This is a genomic window from Bacteroidota bacterium (assembly GCA_016722565.1).
Classification (GTDB): domain Bacteria; phylum Bacteroidota; class Bacteroidia; order 2-12-FULL-35-15; family 2-12-FULL-35-15; genus 2-12-FULL-35-15.
Genome location: JADKIU010000003.1, coordinates 361,759 through 381,375 on the forward strand (window position 1 = coordinate 361,759; position 19,617 = coordinate 381,375).

The 19,617-nt window shown below is 36.3% G+C and carries 18 protein-coding genes; 2 read left to right on the forward strand and 16 right to left on the reverse strand.

All coding sequences use genetic code 11. From position 1 onward, the window contains the following. Window positions 1–98 precede the first annotated feature (98 nt). A complete protein-coding gene (locus tag IPP64_12695; GenBank protein ID MBL0330246.1) occupies window positions 99–2,912 on the forward strand; it encodes a PD40 domain-containing protein in 2,814 nt (937 codons plus the stop codon). Between the two features lie 89 nt (window positions 2,913–3,001). Here IPP64_12695 and IPP64_12700 read toward each other — a convergent pair whose 3' ends face one another. From IPP64_12700 to IPP64_12715, 4 genes are all read right to left on the reverse strand, one after another. Further along, on the reverse strand, window positions 3,002–3,478 hold the full coding sequence (locus IPP64_12700; GenBank protein ID MBL0330247.1) for a T9SS type A sorting domain-containing protein: 477 nt from the start codon (window positions 3,476–3,478) through the stop codon (window positions 3,002–3,004). Beyond that, window positions 3,463–4,719, reverse strand: coding sequence for a CotH kinase family protein (locus IPP64_12705; GenBank protein ID MBL0330248.1), 1,257 nt, complete (start codon window positions 4,717–4,719; stop codon window positions 3,463–3,465). The genes IPP64_12700 and IPP64_12705 overlap by 16 nt, the downstream gene beginning before the upstream one ends. After that, window positions 4,716–5,081 carry a proprotein convertase P-domain-containing protein gene (locus IPP64_12710; GenBank protein MBL0330249.1) on the reverse strand — a complete coding sequence of 122 codons (366 nt, stop codon included), beginning with the start codon at window positions 5,079–5,081 and terminating at the stop codon, window positions 4,716–4,718. The genes IPP64_12705 and IPP64_12710 overlap by 4 nt, the downstream gene beginning before the upstream one ends. 70 nt (window positions 5,082–5,151) lie before the next feature. Then, on the reverse strand, window positions 5,152–5,337 hold the full coding sequence (locus IPP64_12715) for a YwbE family protein (protein ID MBL0330250.1): 186 nt from the start codon (window positions 5,335–5,337) through the stop codon (window positions 5,152–5,154). Window positions 5,338–5,482: 145 nt separating this feature from the next. Here IPP64_12715 and IPP64_12720 point away from each other — a divergent pair, with 145 nt between their 5' ends. Next, a complete protein-coding gene (locus tag IPP64_12720) occupies window positions 5,483–7,405 on the forward strand; it encodes a PD40 domain-containing protein (GenBank protein MBL0330251.1) in 1,923 nt (640 codons plus the stop codon). A gap of 79 nt (window positions 7,406–7,484) precedes the next feature. Here the strand turns inward: IPP64_12720 and IPP64_12725 are convergent, their stop codons facing one another. From IPP64_12725 to IPP64_12780, 12 genes are all read right to left on the reverse strand, one after another. After that, entirely contained in the window at window positions 7,485–8,801 is a 1,317-nt protein-coding gene (locus IPP64_12725) for a DEAD/DEAH box helicase (GenBank protein ID MBL0330252.1), read from the reverse strand. 413 nt (window positions 8,802–9,214) lie between these two features. Then, complete coding sequence (locus tag IPP64_12730) at window positions 9,215–9,664, reverse strand: GNAT family N-acetyltransferase (protein ID MBL0330253.1); 450 nt, start codon at window positions 9,662–9,664, stop codon at window positions 9,215–9,217. Window positions 9,665–9,729: 65 nt separating this feature from the next. After that, the gene (locus IPP64_12735) at window positions 9,730–11,373 is read right to left on the reverse strand and encodes an alkaline phosphatase family protein (protein ID MBL0330254.1); all 1,644 of its coding nucleotides are present in this window, start codon (window positions 11,371–11,373) and stop codon (window positions 9,730–9,732) included. Window positions 11,374–11,402: 29 nt separating this feature from the next. After that, complete coding sequence (gene crcB, locus IPP64_12740) at window positions 11,403–11,771, reverse strand: fluoride efflux transporter CrcB (protein ID MBL0330255.1); 369 nt, start codon at window positions 11,769–11,771, stop codon at window positions 11,403–11,405. Continuing rightward, window positions 11,764–12,339, reverse strand: a complete 576-nt coding sequence (locus IPP64_12745; protein MBL0330256.1) for a phosphatase PAP2 family protein — start codon at window positions 12,337–12,339, stop codon at window positions 11,764–11,766. Before IPP64_12745 ends, crcB begins: the two co-directional genes overlap by 8 nt. A gap of 48 nt (window positions 12,340–12,387) precedes the next feature. Next, window positions 12,388–13,305, reverse strand: a complete 918-nt coding sequence (locus IPP64_12750; protein MBL0330257.1) for a tail fiber domain-containing protein — start codon at window positions 13,303–13,305, stop codon at window positions 12,388–12,390. Beyond that, a complete protein-coding gene (locus tag IPP64_12755) occupies window positions 13,253–15,142 on the reverse strand; it encodes a hypothetical protein (protein MBL0330258.1) in 1,890 nt (629 codons plus the stop codon). Before IPP64_12755 ends, IPP64_12750 begins: the two co-directional genes overlap by 53 nt. Next, entirely contained in the window at window positions 15,139–16,101 is a 963-nt protein-coding gene (locus IPP64_12760) for a T9SS type A sorting domain-containing protein (GenBank protein MBL0330259.1), read from the reverse strand. Before IPP64_12760 ends, IPP64_12755 begins: the two co-directional genes overlap by 4 nt. 31 nt (window positions 16,102–16,132) lie before the next feature. Then, window positions 16,133–16,339 carry a hypothetical protein gene (locus IPP64_12765; GenBank protein MBL0330260.1) on the reverse strand — a complete coding sequence of 69 codons (207 nt, stop codon included), beginning with the start codon at window positions 16,337–16,339 and terminating at the stop codon, window positions 16,133–16,135. A gap of 47 nt (window positions 16,340–16,386) precedes the next feature. Further along, window positions 16,387–17,295, reverse strand: coding sequence for a T9SS type A sorting domain-containing protein (locus IPP64_12770; protein MBL0330261.1), 909 nt, complete (start codon window positions 17,293–17,295; stop codon window positions 16,387–16,389). A 125-nt stretch (window positions 17,296–17,420) separates the two neighbouring features. Then, complete coding sequence (obgE, locus tag IPP64_12775; protein ID MBL0330262.1) at window positions 17,421–18,449, reverse strand: GTPase ObgE; 1,029 nt, start codon at window positions 18,447–18,449, stop codon at window positions 17,421–17,423. A gap of 128 nt (window positions 18,450–18,577) precedes the next feature. Next, window positions 18,578–19,576, reverse strand: coding sequence for an adenylate kinase (locus IPP64_12780; protein ID MBL0330263.1), 999 nt, complete (start codon window positions 19,574–19,576; stop codon window positions 18,578–18,580). Window positions 19,577–19,617: the final 41 nt, after the last annotated feature.

A 19,617-nucleotide genomic window follows, 5' to 3' on the forward strand; every position in this document is an offset into this window, starting at 1 on the left:
TGGGTTTTATGAAGTTGCAACACGCTATATTATAGAGAATTTAGTCAAGTTAATAGAAGAACTGTGCTTACTCCTTTGTGTTAACAAAAACCAATTCTATGAAAAAAACACTTTTAGTCTTTTCCATTCTACTCCTGTTTTCCAATGCTTTTGCACAAAAAAGCATGAAACCCAATTTAAAGCAGCTTAGTAAAGAAGAGGCCAAAAAGCTTTCTGATGCAGAATATTTCTTCACAGAAGAAAACTACTTAAGAGCTTTACCATTGTTTATTGAGCTGATGACAGCTCACTCTGATGATTTATACTTTAAATTAAAATCGGGTATCTGTTATTTGAGTAAAAGCGATGAAAAGAATAAGGCCATCGACTTATTTAAAGCTGTTCAAACAGGAGATCCGAAGAATACTGAAATCAACTTTTATCTGGGCAGGGCTTATCATTTGAATTACGATTTCGAATCGGCAATTATGTCCCTCAATAATTATTTAGCGCAAAAGCCGGCTCCTTCTGTTAACCAACAAATTCTGGCAAAACGCTACATCGAGAACAGTAAAAATGCAAAAGTATTTATGGAGATCAAGGTAAGATGTGATATTTCTAACATTGGAAATGTCATCAATACCGAAAATCAAGAAGGCGTACCGGTGATTTCATCCGATGAATCTGTACTTATTTATACCTATTCAGGTCCAAGAAGTACAGGAGGATTGATGGATGAAGAATTTAATCCAGATCCTAATGGTATTTATTATTTAGATGTATTTATTGCACAACGCGTTGGCGAAAATTGGTTAAATCCTGAAAGTATCGGAATTAATATCAATACAAAGAACCACGATGCTAGTATTGCGTTATCCTCTGACGGACAAAAGCTATTTATCTTCCACAGTACAGAAAAAGATGGTGGAGATATCTATATGAGTACTTTAAAAGGAAATACTTGGGGCGAGGCCGTTGCACTTGGACCAAACATCAATACAAAATATTGGGAAGGCAGCTGTTCTTTATCATCGGATGAACAAACCTTGTACTTTGTAAGTGAACGTCCGGGTGGTTTAGGAGGACGAGATATTTATATCAGCAAAAAAATGCCTGACGGAAGTTGGGGAAAAGCAGAAAACTTAGGACCAACAATCAATACACCATTTGACGATGATGCGCCTTTTATTCATCCTGATGGAATTACCTTATTCTTCAGTTCTCAAGGACATAATAGCATTGGTGGATACGATATTATGTATTCCGCTTTCAAAGATGGTAAATGGGGAGAGCCAACAAACATTGGCTATCCAATTAATACAACAGAGGATGAACGCTATTATGTATTAACAGCAGACGGTGAACATGGTTATTATTCATCGGATATGAAAGGTGGATTCGGACAACAAGATATTTATTCTGTAACTCCAGGATATTTTGGTGAAAAACCAATTTTAGCGTTGGTGGTAGGAACTGTATTTGCAAATGATAATGCGGTGGATGCTACTATCAGTGTTACCAACGCAGAAACCGGTGAAAAGCAAGGTACTTACCACTCTAACTCTGAAAGTGGTAAATATTTAATTGCATTGACTCCCGGAAACAATTATAAAGTTGCCATAGAAGTAGAAGGATATGAAGCACAGATACAATATGTAAATGTTAAGAGTTTAGAAACATTTGTTCAGGTGCAAAAAGACTTTAAACTTTATACAGATGAGTATAAGAAAAATAGTGGAGTAACTTCTGTAAAAGATTCTTCTAATCTTATACAACTTCAGATTAACGAACAAATAAGAAGATACAACGAAGAGCGAAAAGCAGAAATTTATGAAGCAAGGGTTTACCAAGATCTTATTCGTAAATATGGTGAACTAAAAAAAGAATGTGTTACCTATAACTTAGAACTGGGAACCTTTGAAAAAGCAAGCGACTTTAATCCTTCTAAATTAAAAGGATTAGGTGATATTCAAGAACGTAAAGATGCCTTTGGAACCACTTTTTACTTTGGCGGTTTTGAAACCTTGTTGAATGCTGAGATATTCAAATACAAAGTGATAGACAAGGATACCTCTTTAAAAAATGTTGTTGTAACTGTAAATGATTGCGGTGCTCGCAAACTTATTCAACAATATTATTCTTACGAATACACACGTAAAGATTACAATGCCCCTACTGATACAAAATTAATAAAGGAGAAAAAAGGAATTGTAGATTTAAATACAAATCAAGTTGTAACCAACCTGGTGAAGGATGAAGGAAAATCTGAAATCTCAGGGTTAACGTATAAATTAGAAATTGGAGCAGTTGATAATCCAAACGATTTTAAAGGACAGGACTTAAGCAAATACGGCAAGATTGAAAGCAAAACATACCCTGATGGTAAAACACGTTACACGATGGGACCTTTCAAAACATTAGCTGAAGCTGAAGCCTTCAAAAAAATGTTGATTGAAAAAGAACCTGCTGCTGCAGAATCTTTCGTAACGGTTTTCTTCTTTGGTGTTCGTAAAACCATGGAAGAACAGAACAACCCTTGTAACCCGAATGCACCAAGTGATTTCTCAGCGTTTGTTGGTAAAGATTTAAACGACAAAGACACCTACAATAAATTGTTGGAAATGGCCGGAAACAATTGTGCAGAAGGATTAGTATTTAGAGTTCAGATTGGTGCTTACCGCAAACCACAAAACTTTAAACATAAAAACTTAAACAAATTAGAGCCTCCTGCTCCCCAAGTAACTCCTTATCCGGATGGTATTACTCGTTTCACGATGCGTGAATTCACCACCCTCAAGGATGCTGAAGCATTCCGTCAGGAATGTATCCGTTTAGGAACGAAAGACGCATGGGTTACTGCCTTTTACAATGGAAACAGAATGTTGCTGCAGGATTTAATCGCAAACAATTTCTACAATAGAAAAATCAACTAGTTTTTATAAATCACTAAAAAGAAAAAGGTTAATCGGAATACACGATTAACCTTTTCTTTTTTTATTTAACTACGAATAAAACGTTGAAGTTACTTTTGCACCAACAACCTTACTGGCTTCACAACATCTTTCCCTTTTTCAATAAATCGGCATACGTAAGCCCCATTCGTGTAATTTGATAATGAAATTCGAAACCCATTAGTCAACAAACTGTTCATTGACAACACGTCAATTTCTCTTCCAAAAACATCTGAAATAACAAGAACCGTTGAGTTGGTTATTGCAGTATTTTCTGAGTTCACAAATGCATAATCCGAAGCAGGATTCGGAAACAACGAAATCACATTTTCTGATGCTGCAATTGAATTTACTCCAAGGGTGTAGCAATTTCCGGGCATATTCGCATCCAACCAATCAATTCGTTCTGCTATCCAAGCTTTGAACAAATCAATATCACCTTGGAAAGTTGTTGGCTGAACTCCAATCTCCGGTGTTCCCACGTCAACGCCCAATGTTGCCCATTTTTCCTGATGACGGATTTGAGCTGAATCTAAATAAACGGCCATCGAATCAATGTAATTAAAGAGATATGTTGTATCCAAAAGCTGTTTCTAGCGGTTAACCATCTACATTTTAATTCATTTTGAAAAGTTGTATCCTGCATCATTCTTACATACCAACCATTTGAATTTACATCAGGACCATCATCATTAATTTTATGTGCCCAACCCGAACCATCTGTAGCAGAAAAAATACTACTCCCCGGAATATCTGCCCAAGCCCAATCAAAATCCCATACCGGTCCAGCTTTTAATTTCCCTCCTTTATCGTCTCTATTTTTATGCATGTACCAGCTCTTTTTAAAACCATCGTTGTTACGTGAAAGCTCATTTATAATTAAATAATCGATGAAAGAACCTGTACTCAAATAGGCTCTGTATCCAGTTAAAGGATCAGCAAATCCGGGACTATACAACGCACTTTCTAAGCTATTAATGTACGTTTGAATGTATGTTTTTTGTTGAGGAGTAATTTTATCAGGCTGAGGATAATCGTATACTAAATGAACATCATAAGTCGGGTGATCAATTGGATGATAACCTAACAACCAACTATTTGTTCCATCCCAATAATCATTTTTAATAATATAACCGCCAGTAAGCTGTAATCCAGCATTGTCAAGTGAATCTAATCTAGAGATATCCACACGGTTGCTATCGCGTTTAATTTTTTCACTCAAGAAATAAATTCCTTGGTATTGGCCATTTATCAAAACTTCACAATGCTTTGATCGCACGCCATAATGACCCATTTCATCAAACAATTTATTCGCAAGTGTATTACGTACATAAACTTTATCATTGTAAGTAGCTAGTAAACACCAGTCGTGCTCTGCCGGCATCCCAAGCAAAATCGTATCATTTTCCGCTAACAATGTATTTCGAGTTTCAATGGAATAAGGTTTTTGAGGCAAGATGGACGAAAACGCACCACGAATTTCAATGCCAATATTATTGTTGTAGGCATTGGGAGCATCGGTCACATAATTGGTAACACCCGGGCCATTATAAATAATTTTCATGTTTGCATTAATCTTTGGTTCATCCACAATGGTTTGCGAAAACGTATTGATTAACACAATAGGCAAATTAGAAGAAGTAAAAACATTCGGAAGCGGAGCTGCCGGACCAAAGGTAATGTTCCAGCTCAAAACGTTTCCGGCATCAGCAGCATAGGTATCAACAATTCGAAGTTTCCATGTGCCATTTCCGTTTTGCCCGTTATTGGCATTTCCCAATGTGTTCATCGGTTTAAATGTACCGGTGAAAGGAGCGGTGCCGGATACAATGGATGTGGTGGCACTTTGACTGAAACAGGTATTGGTAAAATTATCGTCACTCCCCCGACATACGCCAATAAAGTAATACTTGTTCCATCAGGAGCTATCAAATCAATGTTTAAATCCGAATCCCAAGTATGTGTAATATCGATACAGACACCTATTAAGCCATGTGTACCGTTTAAGGTACTTGGTGTTAAACCGGATACATTTAATAAAAAGTCGTTCGCTAAACCATCATCAGAAATAGGACCTATTGCACCAGAATACGTTTGTGAAAAGGTAGGAAGAGAAAGAAAAAGAAAAATTGCAGAAATTAATTTTTTCATAAATAATGTAAATTCGTTTAAAACAAATCTACAGTAAAAACAATTGTTTCACAAACCGAAAAACAAAAAATTAGCCTATGATTTCCTGAACACGACCAACTTGACGTGTATCCAATTGAACTTTTATGCCTCTTGAATGAAAAGCTGCACTTGTTAAAATAAATTGCACTTTGCCTCGTGTCCGTTTTCCGGTACGTTGATCCTTTTTAAGAACAACATCAACCTCCAGTCCTAAGGTTATATTAGAACGAAACATATTGGGTGTATGAGGAGCTTTTAAATTCATTGACTTTCGCACAAAATTAATTATATTTGGGTACCTTATCTAATATTGCATTATGAAAAAATTAGTTCTATCGATCTTTTGTCTCTTTTTTATATTGAATAGCTTCTCCCAAACCATGAAAACCCGCAAATGGAGAAAAACGGAGAAAGATTCACTTCTCAGAGCTCAAACGTTCTTTCAAGATCAAGATTATCTTCTCGCATTGCCGATTTTCGAAAAATTAGAGCAAAGTCACCCTAAAGAATTGTATTTAAAATATGTGATGGGTATTTGTGGATTGTATCGTAGTGACGTTCATCAAAAATCATTGGAATATTTAGAAATTGTGTATGCAAAAAATAAAAAAGCTGCAGGAATCAGATATGACCTTGCACGTGCGAATCATTACAATAATAAATTTGACGAAGCACTGCTATTGTTGGAAGAATATTTAAAAGATAAAAAAATCACTGAAAGAGAGCGGAAAGATGCAGAACAATTGGTTGAATATTGTAACAATGCAAAAATTTTAGTTGCTTCACCTGTTGACGCCAAAATTGAGAACATTGGAGATATTTTAAATACGGTTGGTTCAGAATATGTCCCCGTTATCACTTCCGATGAAAGTGTGATTATCTATACCTATACCGGTGACCAAAGTGTGGGTGGCTTACAAAACGGATACAATCAAGCCGATAGCTTCGGTATTTATTATGAAGATGTTTTTATCAGCCACAAAGAAAATGGCAATTGGGTGAGTCCTTCCAGCATCGGAACAAATATCAATACGAACATTCATGATGCTGCCATTGCAATTTCGAATGACGGACAAAAGTTATTCGTATTTAAAGACAACAGTTATGATGGTGGCGATATCTACATCAGCAAATTGGATACAACCAATTGGTCCCTTCCTGAAAAATTGAATGGAGATGTTAATACTGCTGCTTGGGAAGGAAGTGCCTCCTTATCATCAGACGAAAAAACATTGTACTTCTCGAGTGAACGCCCCGGAGGCTTTGGTGGAAGAGATTTATACAAAGCCAGTTTGTTAGCGGATGGATCATGGGGAAATATTAAAAATTTAGGCGAAAAAGTAAATACGCGATTGGATGACGATGCACCTTTTATTCACCCCGATGGCAAAACACTTATTTATAGCTCACAAGGCTTGAATAGTATGGGAAGCTATGATATTTTTTTAACGGAATATTCAGCTTCCGATTCATCTTGGTCGACACCTAAAAATTTAGGTTACCCCATTAACACACCGGATGACGATCGCTATTTTGTTCTTTCTACAGATGGAAATAGAGGTTATTATGCTTCCGGTAAAGAAGGAGGATTTGGCTTGCACGACATCTATGTAGTGGATATGCCCAACGATTTTGTGAAACCAAACGTAATGATGGTAAAAGGCGTTACATTTTTAGACGATAAACCGGTATTCGCAAATGTGGAAGTTGACATTGCTGATAGAAATGAACGCTACAGAAGTATAAACACTCATGCTACCGATGGTGGTTATTTAGTGAATTTAGTATCCGGACAAAATTATAAAATCACCTATAAACTAAAAGGGTTTCCAGATCAGACAAAAACAATTGAGGCCATGACCTTGAATGGATATACCGAAAAAATAATCGATATTAAATTCAGCACCAAGGTGGACAGTGCAAAAATTGATTCGACAGCTGTTCCAACGCTTGCAAAAACAGATTCAACCAAAACTACTCCTTCAGCAACATTTGACAGTGGAAACTTTTCAAAAGATGGTTTAGAATTTAAAGTACAGATTGCAGCCTACAACTTGCCAAAAAATTATAGATATGATTATTTGAAGGGATTGGGCAATGTAGAAAAACTGTTATTAGACGATGGCATTACCCGCTTTACGATTGGCGGATCATTTAAAACATTAAACGATGCCATTGCACATAAGAATAAAGTTAAAGAAGCCGGACAAAAAGATGCATTTGTAACGGCCATTTACCAAGGTAAACGCGTTTATTTAGAAGATCTAGAAAAGCTTGGATTGATTCCGGCAGTTCCGAAGTAAAACCACCTAAAAATAGATTTCTCGACTCCGCTCGAAATGACAGTTCTTTGCATCATTTAGAACAGAGTCGAGAAATTATTTAAGATGCAGTTGTATGTTTGCGTTTACCGCCAAACCATTTCTTTTTAGGTGCTGATGAATTTGGTTTTGCACCAGAAGAAGCATTTCCTCCCCCACTGCGTTGCCCGTTTCCATTTCTATTTTGTCCATGATTACGAGGCGGACGTTGTTGTTTCGCTGCTTTCACAACATTGTGATTCATTAACGGATAAGCATGATTATCAATAACCGGAATATCTTTCCCAATTAACTTTTGAATATCTCTTAAATATTCTTTCTCTTCAGCATCACAAAAAGCAATTGCAATTCCGCTTGCTCCTGCTCTTCCTGTTCTACCTATGCGGTGAACATACGATTCAGGAACGTTTGGTAATTCATAATTGATAACGTGCGTTAATTCATCAATATCAATTCCACGTGCTGCAATATCCGTAGCAACCAAAACGCGTGTTAATTTAGATTTGAAATTATTCAATGCATTCTGACGAGCATTCTGGGATTTATTTCCATGAATCGCTTGCGATTGAATTCCATTCTTAATTAAATCTTTGGCCACTTTATCTGCTCCATGTTTGGTTCTTGTAAACACCAATACGCGTTCGATTTTTTTATCTTTCAATAAATCTACCAATAAGTTTTTCTTATTCTCTTTATCTAGAAAATAAACAACCTGATTGATTGTATTTGCAGTAGAAGAAACAGGAGTTACCTCTACTTTTGAAGGGTTAACCAAAATGGTATCTGCCAACTTCACAATAACCGGAGGCATGGTTGCTGAGAAAAATAAAGATTGACGTTTAGCCGGTAATTTTGCAATTACTTTTTTCACATCGTTTACAAAACCCATATCCAACATTCGATCTGCTTCATCCAAAACAAAAATTTGAATTCTTGAAATATCCACATGACGTTGATTCATCAAATCCAACAAACGACCGGGAGTAGCAACGAGCACATCGATTCCGGCACGCAAAGATTCAACTTGTGAGAATTGATTTACGCCACCAAAAATTACTTTGTATTTTAAGTTGGTATTTCTTCCATAATTGGCAAAGCTCTCACCAATTTGAATAGCCAACTCTCTTGTTGGGGTTAAAATCAAACTTCTAATGTGACGTTTTCCTTGCGGTGGCGTTTTGTCTTCCATTAATAATTGGATAATCGGAATAGCAAATGCTGCTGTTTTTCCTGTACCCGTTTGTGCACAACCTAACAAATCTTTTTTAGCCAATACCAATGGAATGGATTGTTTTTGAATGGGAGTAGGTGTTGTGTATCCTTCTGTTTTTAAAGCCTTAAGGATCGGCTCAATTAAATTTAAATTTTCAAATGACATTGTATATGTATTTTAGTTATAGACCGAATAAAATGATAGACGTTCCATTCATCGGTCTGATGAAAAGGAATTCTTTTTTACTGGTTAAACTTCTAATTTTTGGGATAATGATACTCCGAAAGCATTGAGAGATAAGGATACTGGACAAGCCAGCATAACAATGAGTAGTTTAATTCATGTAATATGAAACAAAGGTACGCATTATAATTGGATAAGTAGTGATTTAAATTGACCGCGGTCATTTTATGAAGAAATAATGCGGAGTAAAAAACACACTATTAAAAAAAGCCCTTATGGCAACCGTCATTGCGAGGAACGAAGCAATCTCTCACGATGATCATTAGAATTGTTAATTGGTAGAGATTGCTTCGTTCCTCGCAATGACGCTCTGAATAGAGCATTCTCGCTTTGTATTATTTCTTCTTTTTATAAATTCCATCAATCTTCTTCGCCATAAAATTTTCAGGTTTGGGAATATTTTTAAATCCGTAACGCGCATAAAGCGTATGCGCATCTTGCGTCATTAAACAAAAATTACGCAATCCTTGCAATTGCGGATGCATCAGAATACACTCCATTAACCATTTGGAGAGTCCATTTCCTCTAGCAGATTCAATAATAAAAACATCCGCTAAATAACCAAACGTTGCATAATCTGTAATCACTCTTGCAAAACCAATTTGTCTCTCGCCATCATAAACGCCAAAGCACAGCGAATTTTCAATTGCTTTTTGAACAATCTCAACAGGAATTTCTTCAGCCCAATAAGAAGTGGAAAGAAATCCATGTATAACAGCAATATCCAATTTCGACTTATCTGTGGAAATCTCGTAATTGCCTTTTAGGTAAGTCTCAATTTTCATATTTTTTTACACACAAAATTTGCCCTACCCCTTCTCCTTTTGGAGAAGGGATTAAGGGATGAGGTTTACTTAACAATAAACGAAATCGGTTTTCCTGTGGTGCCATTCGGGAATTGAATGTTCAACAACATGGCCAATGTAGGCGCAATATCCGTAATATAAACTTGTTCTGTTGAACTTCCTTGTTTGATGTTCCAACCATAAAACAACAAAGGTACGTGTGTATCATAACTATAAGGAGAACCATGAGTGGTTCCTGTTGGCATAAAATCAACATAACCGGGAGAATAATTTACAAGCACATCCCCAGAACGTTTCGCATTGTATCCTTTTTGCATCAGATAACGAACCCCCTCTGTGAACTGGGTATTGTTCATTGTTGTTCCAGTGATCACTTCCGATACATCCGCAAATTTCATCATAAAAGCAGCAACATCTTCTTGTACTTGTGGCAAGTACAATTTTTTTGCTTCAATCACTCGGTGATTTAAAAATAGTTGTTGATTCGAATATGATAACACCAAGGAATCACCATAGGTTTTCGTCAGATACTTTTTCAAACTGTCTGTCATTTTATCCTCATTCACATATCCTGCAGGAATTTTCAAATCAACCAAATAGGCCGGTACTTCCGGAGCTGCATGATCAGCGGTTAAAAATATCAAAGCATTGCCTTTTCCAACTTGCAACTCAATCGCTTTTATTAACTCTGCTAAATCTTTATCCAACCTTAAGTAATCATCTTCTTGTTCAATTGAATTCGGACCATAGCTATGTCCGATATAATCCGGAGAAGAAAAAGAAATCGCTAAAAAATCAGTGGCTGTGGATTTTCCTAAGTTTTCTTGTTTCATTGTTTCAATCGCAAAATCTTTTGTTAAACTATTTCCAAAAGGTGTATTCCGTATCATTCCATAACCGCCATTCTTAGGATACAAGTTTGGCAAATCATGTGGAAACACGGGTTTTAATTCTCCTTTAGCCAAGGTTTCATATTTATTATCATCCGGCAAACTCTCGGTATATTTTTCAATTGGCAACAATGTATTCCAAGGCTGACTCAAATAGAATTTAGGTAATTCTTTTTTATTGAACTCTTGCACCCACTTTGGTAATTCAGCCATGTAATACGTGCTTGAAATAAAACAGCCATTGCTTCCATCAAACCAATAGGCAGCATTGGCAACATGTCCGGCTGGCAAGATGGCACTTCTATCTTTTAAAGCAATTCCGATTACTTTTGATTTCATATTAGAAGAAATGCGTAATTCATCGGTGATAGTAGTCGTGAGTAAATTAACTGGCGACCGTTTCCCTTCTTTTGCAGTTGTTCCCAAACCTGTTACTTTATTATCTTCCGCACAATACATGTACTTCTGGGTGTTTTTATCAAACCAATCGTTGGCGATGATTCCATTTACAGCCGGAGTTGTTCCGGTATAAACAGCAGCATGACCAGGACCAGTATACGTTGGCACATAATTGAAATTGGTGTTTTTACAAAAGAACCCTTCGTTCACTAATTTCTTAAAACCATCCGTTCCAAATTTATCCCAAAAACGATAGATATAATCATAGCGCATTTGGTCAATTACAATTCCAACAATCAATTTTGGTTTTGTAGCTTTTGGAGCTGGTTTAGTTGTTTGTGCAACAGCCGTAAAAGCAAACACATTTACAGCAATAAATAAAAAATATTTCTTCATCATTTTATATTAAAGAGTTTGAACCAATGCAATTAGGCGGTTTGTTTCGATAAAAAATAAACCAATGCCACACAAACAGTTACACTGATTAAAATATTCGCAATGGCAATCATCATATTCCCGGAACGCATCAGCTCCACAGTTTCAAAACTAAATGTAGAGAAGGTGCTGAATCCACCACAAAAGCCGATAACAATTAACGTTTTTAATGCCGGACTTGCATCCGCTTTTCCGCTAAACACACCTACCATCAAAGCTAAAACCAAACAGCTTAAAATATTTGAGCACAATGTGGCAATCGGGAAAGAAGATTTGAAATTATTTTTTACAATTTCAGAAATCCCAAATCGAGCGACACTGCCTAATCCACCGCCTAAAAATACGAGTAGAATATTATTCATTGTAAATCTTTCTATTAAGTAATTGATAAATTTTAAACACTAAGATTCCGATACCCATTCCTAATATCGCACCAACAGCGATATCAGCAGGGTAATGCACACCATTGTAAATGCGACTATAGGAAACAAATGCCGCCCAACCAAAAATAGCCCATCCGAAATACTTGATTTTATTTTTAAACAGTAAGCTTAAAAACATAGCCAGGGCAAAGGTATTGGCAGCATGAGAAGAAACAAATCCATACGTTCCACCGCAGCCATCGTTCAAATGCACTTGCGATTGAATTACTAAATTATGACAAGGACGATAACGCATGAAGGTCTGTTTAAATGCATGTACAGAAATTTGGTCGGCCAATACAATTACCAAAACTGCTCCGAGAGCAACCAACCATACCTTTTTGCCAAAATGTTTATAAGAAAGAAATAGAAAAAATGCGTAGAGTGGAATCCAGAAATATTTATGACTCACCCAAAACATGACCACATCAAAAAAGGAATTGTACTTACTGTTTAGATACAGAAAAAGCGCAGTGTCAATTTCTTTTATGGATGTGATTAGGCTCATAATTTATTAGCAAATTCAATTTACATGCAAATATACTTACTATTGCTATTACTGCTGCTTCACCATTTTTTTTGTTTCAATTATTTTTCCATCAACCACAAGAGTATAGGTATAAATTCCATTAGAAAGGTCTTGAGCAAAAACGTTAATACTTCCATTTCCTTTTTCATTTAAATTAACTGATTGTATTAATTTGCCTTGCGCATTATAAAAGAGCATCTGTGCCTTCAAAACAGTCTCAGGTAAAAAGTAATTAATTGCTGTTTGTTCAGCAAATGGATTGGGTACATTTTGCTCAAGTATGATGTTTTGATTGTCTTTTAAATTGATATCAATAGATGATCCTGCGATGGTGGAATTACCATTTTGTTGCATGTTGTGATTGCTATTACAACATGAATTCACAGTCGAAATTACATCGGTTAAGGTTTGCGTCAAGCTATCAATTTTATTTTCTTGCTCTTGCATTCCTTTCATTAGAATTGCGATAAATGCATTGTAATTTAATGTCTTGAAAGTGTAAGAGGGGTTTGTTATATTTCCTAAAGAATCATATTGTGGAAGCGTTGTTGTGCTTGAAACAAGCTCAGGCAATAACACTTCCACTTGCTGGGCTATTAAACCATATTGTTTGCCACTTGGTAAATTCAGATTGTGGGAATTTAAAGTATCAAAAAAGAATGACTTTGGTGCTAACTGATTAATAATTTGTAGCGCATTAGAAAGGGAATCTATATTAGTTTTGATATTTTGATCAGATGGACCATATGTCGTAACCGTTATAGTCCCGTTAATATTCACATCACCATCAAAATAACCTGCATATTCAGTAGCTCCTGTTCCTGGCACACTGCCGTAGACGCCAATGTTATTATTCACTCCCGCAGACACAACAAATCGTCCTCCGAAATTACTACTTGCTGAGCCATTTGTTGTGGATAATACCCACATTTCTAATCGTTGCATTGTTAGATACAAAACTTCCAGCGGTGTTTCTGATTGCAGTGCTTCCATCTGCCTCTGCGAATACACCAATATTATTTTGCGCATTGGTAGCAAAAGCTTCTACAGCGTGATTTTCTGCATTTACTGTTGCGCTAACAAAATTTGAACGAGATTCGAAATATCCTCCAACATTTGTTGTCGCACCACTAGATGTTCCATAAACGCCACTATTAATTCTATTATTTCCTGTTGCATTGCCAGATGTTCCAAAACCATATCCAGTAAGAATAGTTGATTGGGCAACATCATCATTTAACGTATAAGAACCTGAAACTTGAAATTGTGTATTGTTTGTAACTCGTCTATGTACTTCTAATTTAGAAGAAATCGGAGTGGTACAATTGTCTCCAATTTTTACAAAATTAACTCCATCGTTTAAGATTCCAGCGGGGTCAGAGAAATAATAGTTAAAACCATTCAATGGAACATCAAAATTATTTGATAATGGAATAGCTGTGCCACAATATCCTCCTATATTAGAATTGTTTTCCGGCACATAAATTACATCTCCGTCACTGCTTAAAGCCAATACACCTAGCCCTGGATTTGTAACAGTAGGACTACTAGATGTTAATTGTCTAAAACGCAATCCACTTGCGTTCGGAAGCACAACCCCTGTACCATTTACTCGAGCATTAATTTCTAAACTGTTTTGCGGACCAAAACTTGGGGTTAAATCATTTGAAAGACCAATACCTACCCAAACATTATTATCACCTAAAATCATTTTATGATTTGCATTAGGAATGGCATTAGCACCAAGTGCTGAGGAGTTTATTAAATTTGGAGTAGAGGTAGGATTACCATTGTAACCCGCACGGTAACCAACATAAGTGCAAGTATTTCCGCTCTCAGTGTATCCAGATTCAAATCCATTGTAAACGTTATTAAAACCAAATTGATTGTCATGCCCAGAATATGCTCCGTTATAAACATTGCCATAACCATCTAAAATTAGACGAGCAGCATAATATCCATTAATAACATTTTCGTTACCATTTCTGATGTTATAGCCGGCTATTGCACCCGTAATTGAATTGTTAAAACCACTATTAATTTCTCGTCCCGCATCGTATCCTGAAAAAGTGTTGTGATGTCCATTGCCTAATGATGTTAAATTTTCACCGGAGTAAGCACCAAGATAAGTGTTGTAACTTCCTGTTTTATTGCTAACACCTGATATCTCACCAATAAAAGTATTTGAATTACCAATTGTGTTTTGAGATCCGCTTGAATAACCAATAAAAGTATTCGCATTTGCAGGCAATGCTGTATTGTTAAAACCTGCTCGCGCTCCAATAAATGTGTTTCTTTCCGCTGTTGTATTGCTTATTCCAGATTGCCATCCCACAAATGTATTGTTTGCTCCAGTTGTATTCACAACACCTGCTTGAGCACCAACAAAAATATTACGAAAATTTCCAGTTTGTCCTCTCCACATAGTCATGACATTCCCTATCATATAACCGTTATTTTGAATTAATGGAAGTATAAAATCTTGTACGTTTACATTACCCGAGTTGACTGTAAGTAATTGATTAGGTGTTCCAGTATTGATACCAATGAAGCCAGCGGTAGGACCAGTATTGTTTTGAATAAATAACCTCGTTATACCGAAGGTTCCCAGCCGAATTGGAATATTATTTGTTGCAGATGAACCGAGAAAATTATTTCCAAGGTTCATTGGAGGATTAGGATTACCACCTAATTGCCAATTTTGAGAATACGCTGGTGAACAAAGAAGAAGTACGATAATTACAATCGCACCTGAACTGATGACTTTGGAGAAGTGTTTCATGGTTTTTCAGTTTTAATGATTTTAGAAAAATATTCTTGATTATTGTAAATGACTTTTATTAATAAAATAGAATTATTGAACTTGCTTATGTCAATTGGCTCATTATTGTTGGAATTCACAGAATATACTTCCTGACCGAGTGTATTATAAATTTTCACCGAGAATGCGTCTTTAAATTTTTCAGAGCTAATTTTAATAAACTCGCTTGTAGGATTAGGGTAGATGAAGATTTTACTTGACTCAATCTCTGGAACATCAGTATAAATATAGTTCAAAGCATACAGAGAATCAGTGGAAACGCAAATGTCATCTATAAAATAATAGCTTGAATTATTTGCTGGCTGAATGTCATTAATTGTTGTGCTAGCATTATCAAAAAAATTACCTAACATAACATTTGTATACATTGAATCAGATACAAATGAACCAAAAACCTGTGTCCAATTAGATGTATCAGAAATAACAGCACTTGAATAAACGTGAGCAAAATTATTTTGAATAGGAGGGCTTGAAATATTATAAGACATTGTAGAAAACTTCACTCCCATCTTATTCTGTCCACAGCAAATATCAAAAGGATTATTGTATTTAAGCACCGACTTAAATGAAACAAAGTACTTTGTTCCGATTAGTAATGGAGCTGTCAAATTTGCTCCAATCAATTCATCATTTCCGAAATTTGCTTTGTCATACAAAATTACTCCGCAATAAGCACTCCCAGAAGCTGGTAATTGATAACCTATAAAATTCTGAGGAACGCTAAATGAATCAACAGCACCGCAAATGTTGTAATAATCGGGTGAACCCTTATAGGCTGTCCAATCGAGGGTGTAATTAATTTGGTCCCAATAATCTGGACATCCTGTGTATTGCTCAAACGAAGGATTCGGTACAAGATTAACCTGAGCTTTCATCATTACGGTAAACAAAACAAAGAAGTAAAATAAAAGTTTTTTCATATTACTGAAAAATTAAGTTAAAATATTGTCTTTAGCTTGGTGTTCCTACGAAACCAGTAGTACCTAGAATGGTCATACGTTGAGGACCACCAGCAAAGAAAGTGATGGGTTGAGTAGCAAAATCGTTGCGTACTTGCAAGGCCCCCGCAGGACCTGTGCCGTCCCATCCGAGGAATTGACCTGGAACTCTAAGATGTCCTGGATTTCCTCCTTGACTGAATAAAAGATTGACGAACACAGTCGTAAAAACAAACAATACTAAGAATTTTCTCATGTTTCGTTGATTTAATGGTGAATGATTAATTTATATGTCGTATTGGAAATATTTACAAAATAAAATCCAGCGTTCCAATCCTCTGTGTTTATAACAACCATTTCGCTACACTTCGCCCTGTAAAACACATTTTGGCCAAGTGAATTATAGATTGAAATTGGCGAACCGCTTTCTGTTTGAATTGAGATTAGGTTATCAGCTGGATTCGGAAAAAGGCTGATAGTTTTAGAATCATTTAATTCATTTATGGACGTAACGTAATTAGCACAGAACATCGAATCGGTTGCAAGACAAACTTCATCAACAAAATAATAAGCATAAATTCCAGTGGAAGGATTAGTAACAATTGTGTTTAAATCATCGAAGAAATTTCCAATTAGAAGAAATTTGTAAGCCGAGTCTGCTATAAACGAACCCGACACCCTGAGCCAGTTCATCGTATCATTGATAACCAAATTGTAATTTATTGTAGCATTGTTGTTTATATTAACTGTAGATGTTTTAACAGTTGAAAATCTTGCCCCGATATTATTCGTGTTATAGCCCATTGGAGCACCATCAGCACAATTGACTTTAAACGATAAATAATATTTTTGAAACGGAATTAATGGAATTGATAGGCTATCACCAATAATTTCTCTGTAAAGACCCCCATCCCAGTATGTAATTAAGCCTGCATAGGCACCACCTTGAGCAGCTGGTTGATATCCATAGCCGTTATTGGGAACATTGGAGGAACATGAGTGAAAATAATCAGGACTATCATTAAACGTATCCCATCCTACAGCTTTATAAATATCTCCAACAGATGTCGGACAGGCTGTATAGTCTTCAAATGAAGGGTTGACAACAAGGTTCTGAGCCTTTACAGTAACTACAGTAAAAATGATAAGGAAAGAAAAAAGTAGGCGTTTAATCATGTAATAAAGTTAAAACTATTTTGCTGAAAAGCAAATGCTCCGAACTTTATTGTCATAGGGCAAATTTAACACTAAAAAAAATCAAAAAACGAAATCCGATCACTTAAAAACGTTCCAAAACATACTTAATAATCAAACGTATTATCCTTCGCATTCAGTTGTTTCCACAACTCATCTTTTAATTGTGTCAATCCGAATCCTGTTTGTGAAGAGAAATATAATACGGGAACGGTTTTCTTTTCTTTGAATCGTTTGTTCATATCCTTTTTCATTTCATCCAACAACTCTTCATCCAACATATCGCATTTAGAAACGGCAAGAATTCGTTTTTTATGAAGCAACTCAGGGTTGAATTTTTCTAATTCGTTCAAGAGAATTTTATATTCTTTGACTATATCGTCTGAATCGGCAGGCACTAAAAATAAAAGCGTAGAGTTACGTTCGATGTGGCGCAAAAATCGCAATCCAATTCCTTTTCCTTCGCTCGCCCCTTCAATAATTCCGGGGATATCCGTCATTACAAATGATTTATAATCGCGGTATTCTACAATTCCTAAATTAGGAACAAGTGTAGTAAACGGATAGTTTGCAATTTCAGGTTTTGCTGCCGAAACAACAGAAAGCAGAGTTGATTTACCGGCATTTGGAAAACCCACCAAACCGACATCGGCCAATACTTTTAATTCTAATATTTTCCATTCATCTCGTCCATCGCCACCAGGCTGAGCATAACGAGGCGTTTGATTTGTTGAAGATTTGAAATGATCATTTCCTAATCCACCTCTACCACCGGGCACAACAATAATCTCTTGTCCGTCTTCTGTAATTTCGCCTTCTACTTCACCGGTTTCCGCATCACGAATGATTGTCCCCAACGGCACATCCAGAATTTCATCTTTCCCTTCAGCGCCTGTCATGCGGGCACTTCCACCGGCACCACCCGGCTCGGCAATAATGTGTTTACGATATTTTAAATGGATGAGGGTCCAAAATTGTTTGTTCCCTTTCACAATAATATGTCCACCTCTACCACCATCACCACCATCGGGTCCGCCTTTAGCCGTTAATTTGCTACGGTGTAAGTGTACAGAACCTTGTCCTCCTTTTCCGGAGCGACAACAAATTTTTACATAATCAACAAAATTCGAATCCATTCTTTTTATTCCCCTTCTTATACCAATGCTTAGCTAAATTCCGCAAGTGCGGAATTTCGTTTAGCATTGGAAATGCCTTGCAGTAAATTAAACTGACGCAATTCGGCATATACGCCTATTCACAAAACTTATCTTTTTTTCTTCGCTGCTTTTTTAGGAGCGGCTTTTTTTGCAACTTTTTTAACAACCTTCTTCACCACTTTTTTAGGTGAAGATTTTTTAACAATCTTCTTTACTGCTTTTTTCACTACTTTTTTTGCAACTTTCTTCGCTACCTTTTTCGGAGCCGATTTCTTCGCTACTTTTTTGGGAGCTACTTTCTTCACGACCTTTTTCGTAACCTTTTTAACAACTTTCTTTGCTACTTTTTTCGCTACTTTCTTCTCAACTTTTTTTGCAACCTTCTTCACCACTTTCTTAGGAGCCGCTTTCTTAGCAACTGTCACTACTTTTTTCGCAACTTCTTTTTTCGCAACTTCTTTTTTCGCTGGTTTACTTTCAACTTTAGCAACCGGCTTTTCTGCTTTCGGTTTTGAATCAATCACCGATTTTGCAGAACGTGGATCAATCACTGCACATAAGTTTGTGAAAATCTGATCAACAGTTCCGATTCCATTTACCGGTCGGTATTTCCCTTGATTGCTATAATACGCTTTCAATGGAGCTGTTTTATTATTGTATTCTTGAATGCGATTGCGAATGATTCCTTCATTTTGATCATCCGGACGACCGCTATCCATTCCTCTTAACAACAAACGTTTTGTTAATTCCGAATCACTTACTTCCAATGCCAACATCATGGTAATAGAGGTATGTTTTTCAAACAACAACTTATCCAACGCTTCTGCTTGTGCTTCGGTACGAGGGAATCCATCAAAAATGAATCCTTTTGCATTCGGATTGCTATCTAATTTGGAGCTAATCATTCCGATTACCACTTCATCAGGAACCAAAACACCTGCATTCATCAACATTTGAGCTTCTAAGCCCAATTGCGTTCCGGCGGCAATTTCACTTCTTAAGATATCACCGGTAGAAAGGTGTACCAATTGATATTTTGCAATTAATTTCTCCGATTGAGTTCCTTTGCCTGCACCTGGAGGTCCGAATAGTACAATGTTTAACATGGCGTTGAGTGTTTGAGTGATACGATTAGGTTTTAGAAATT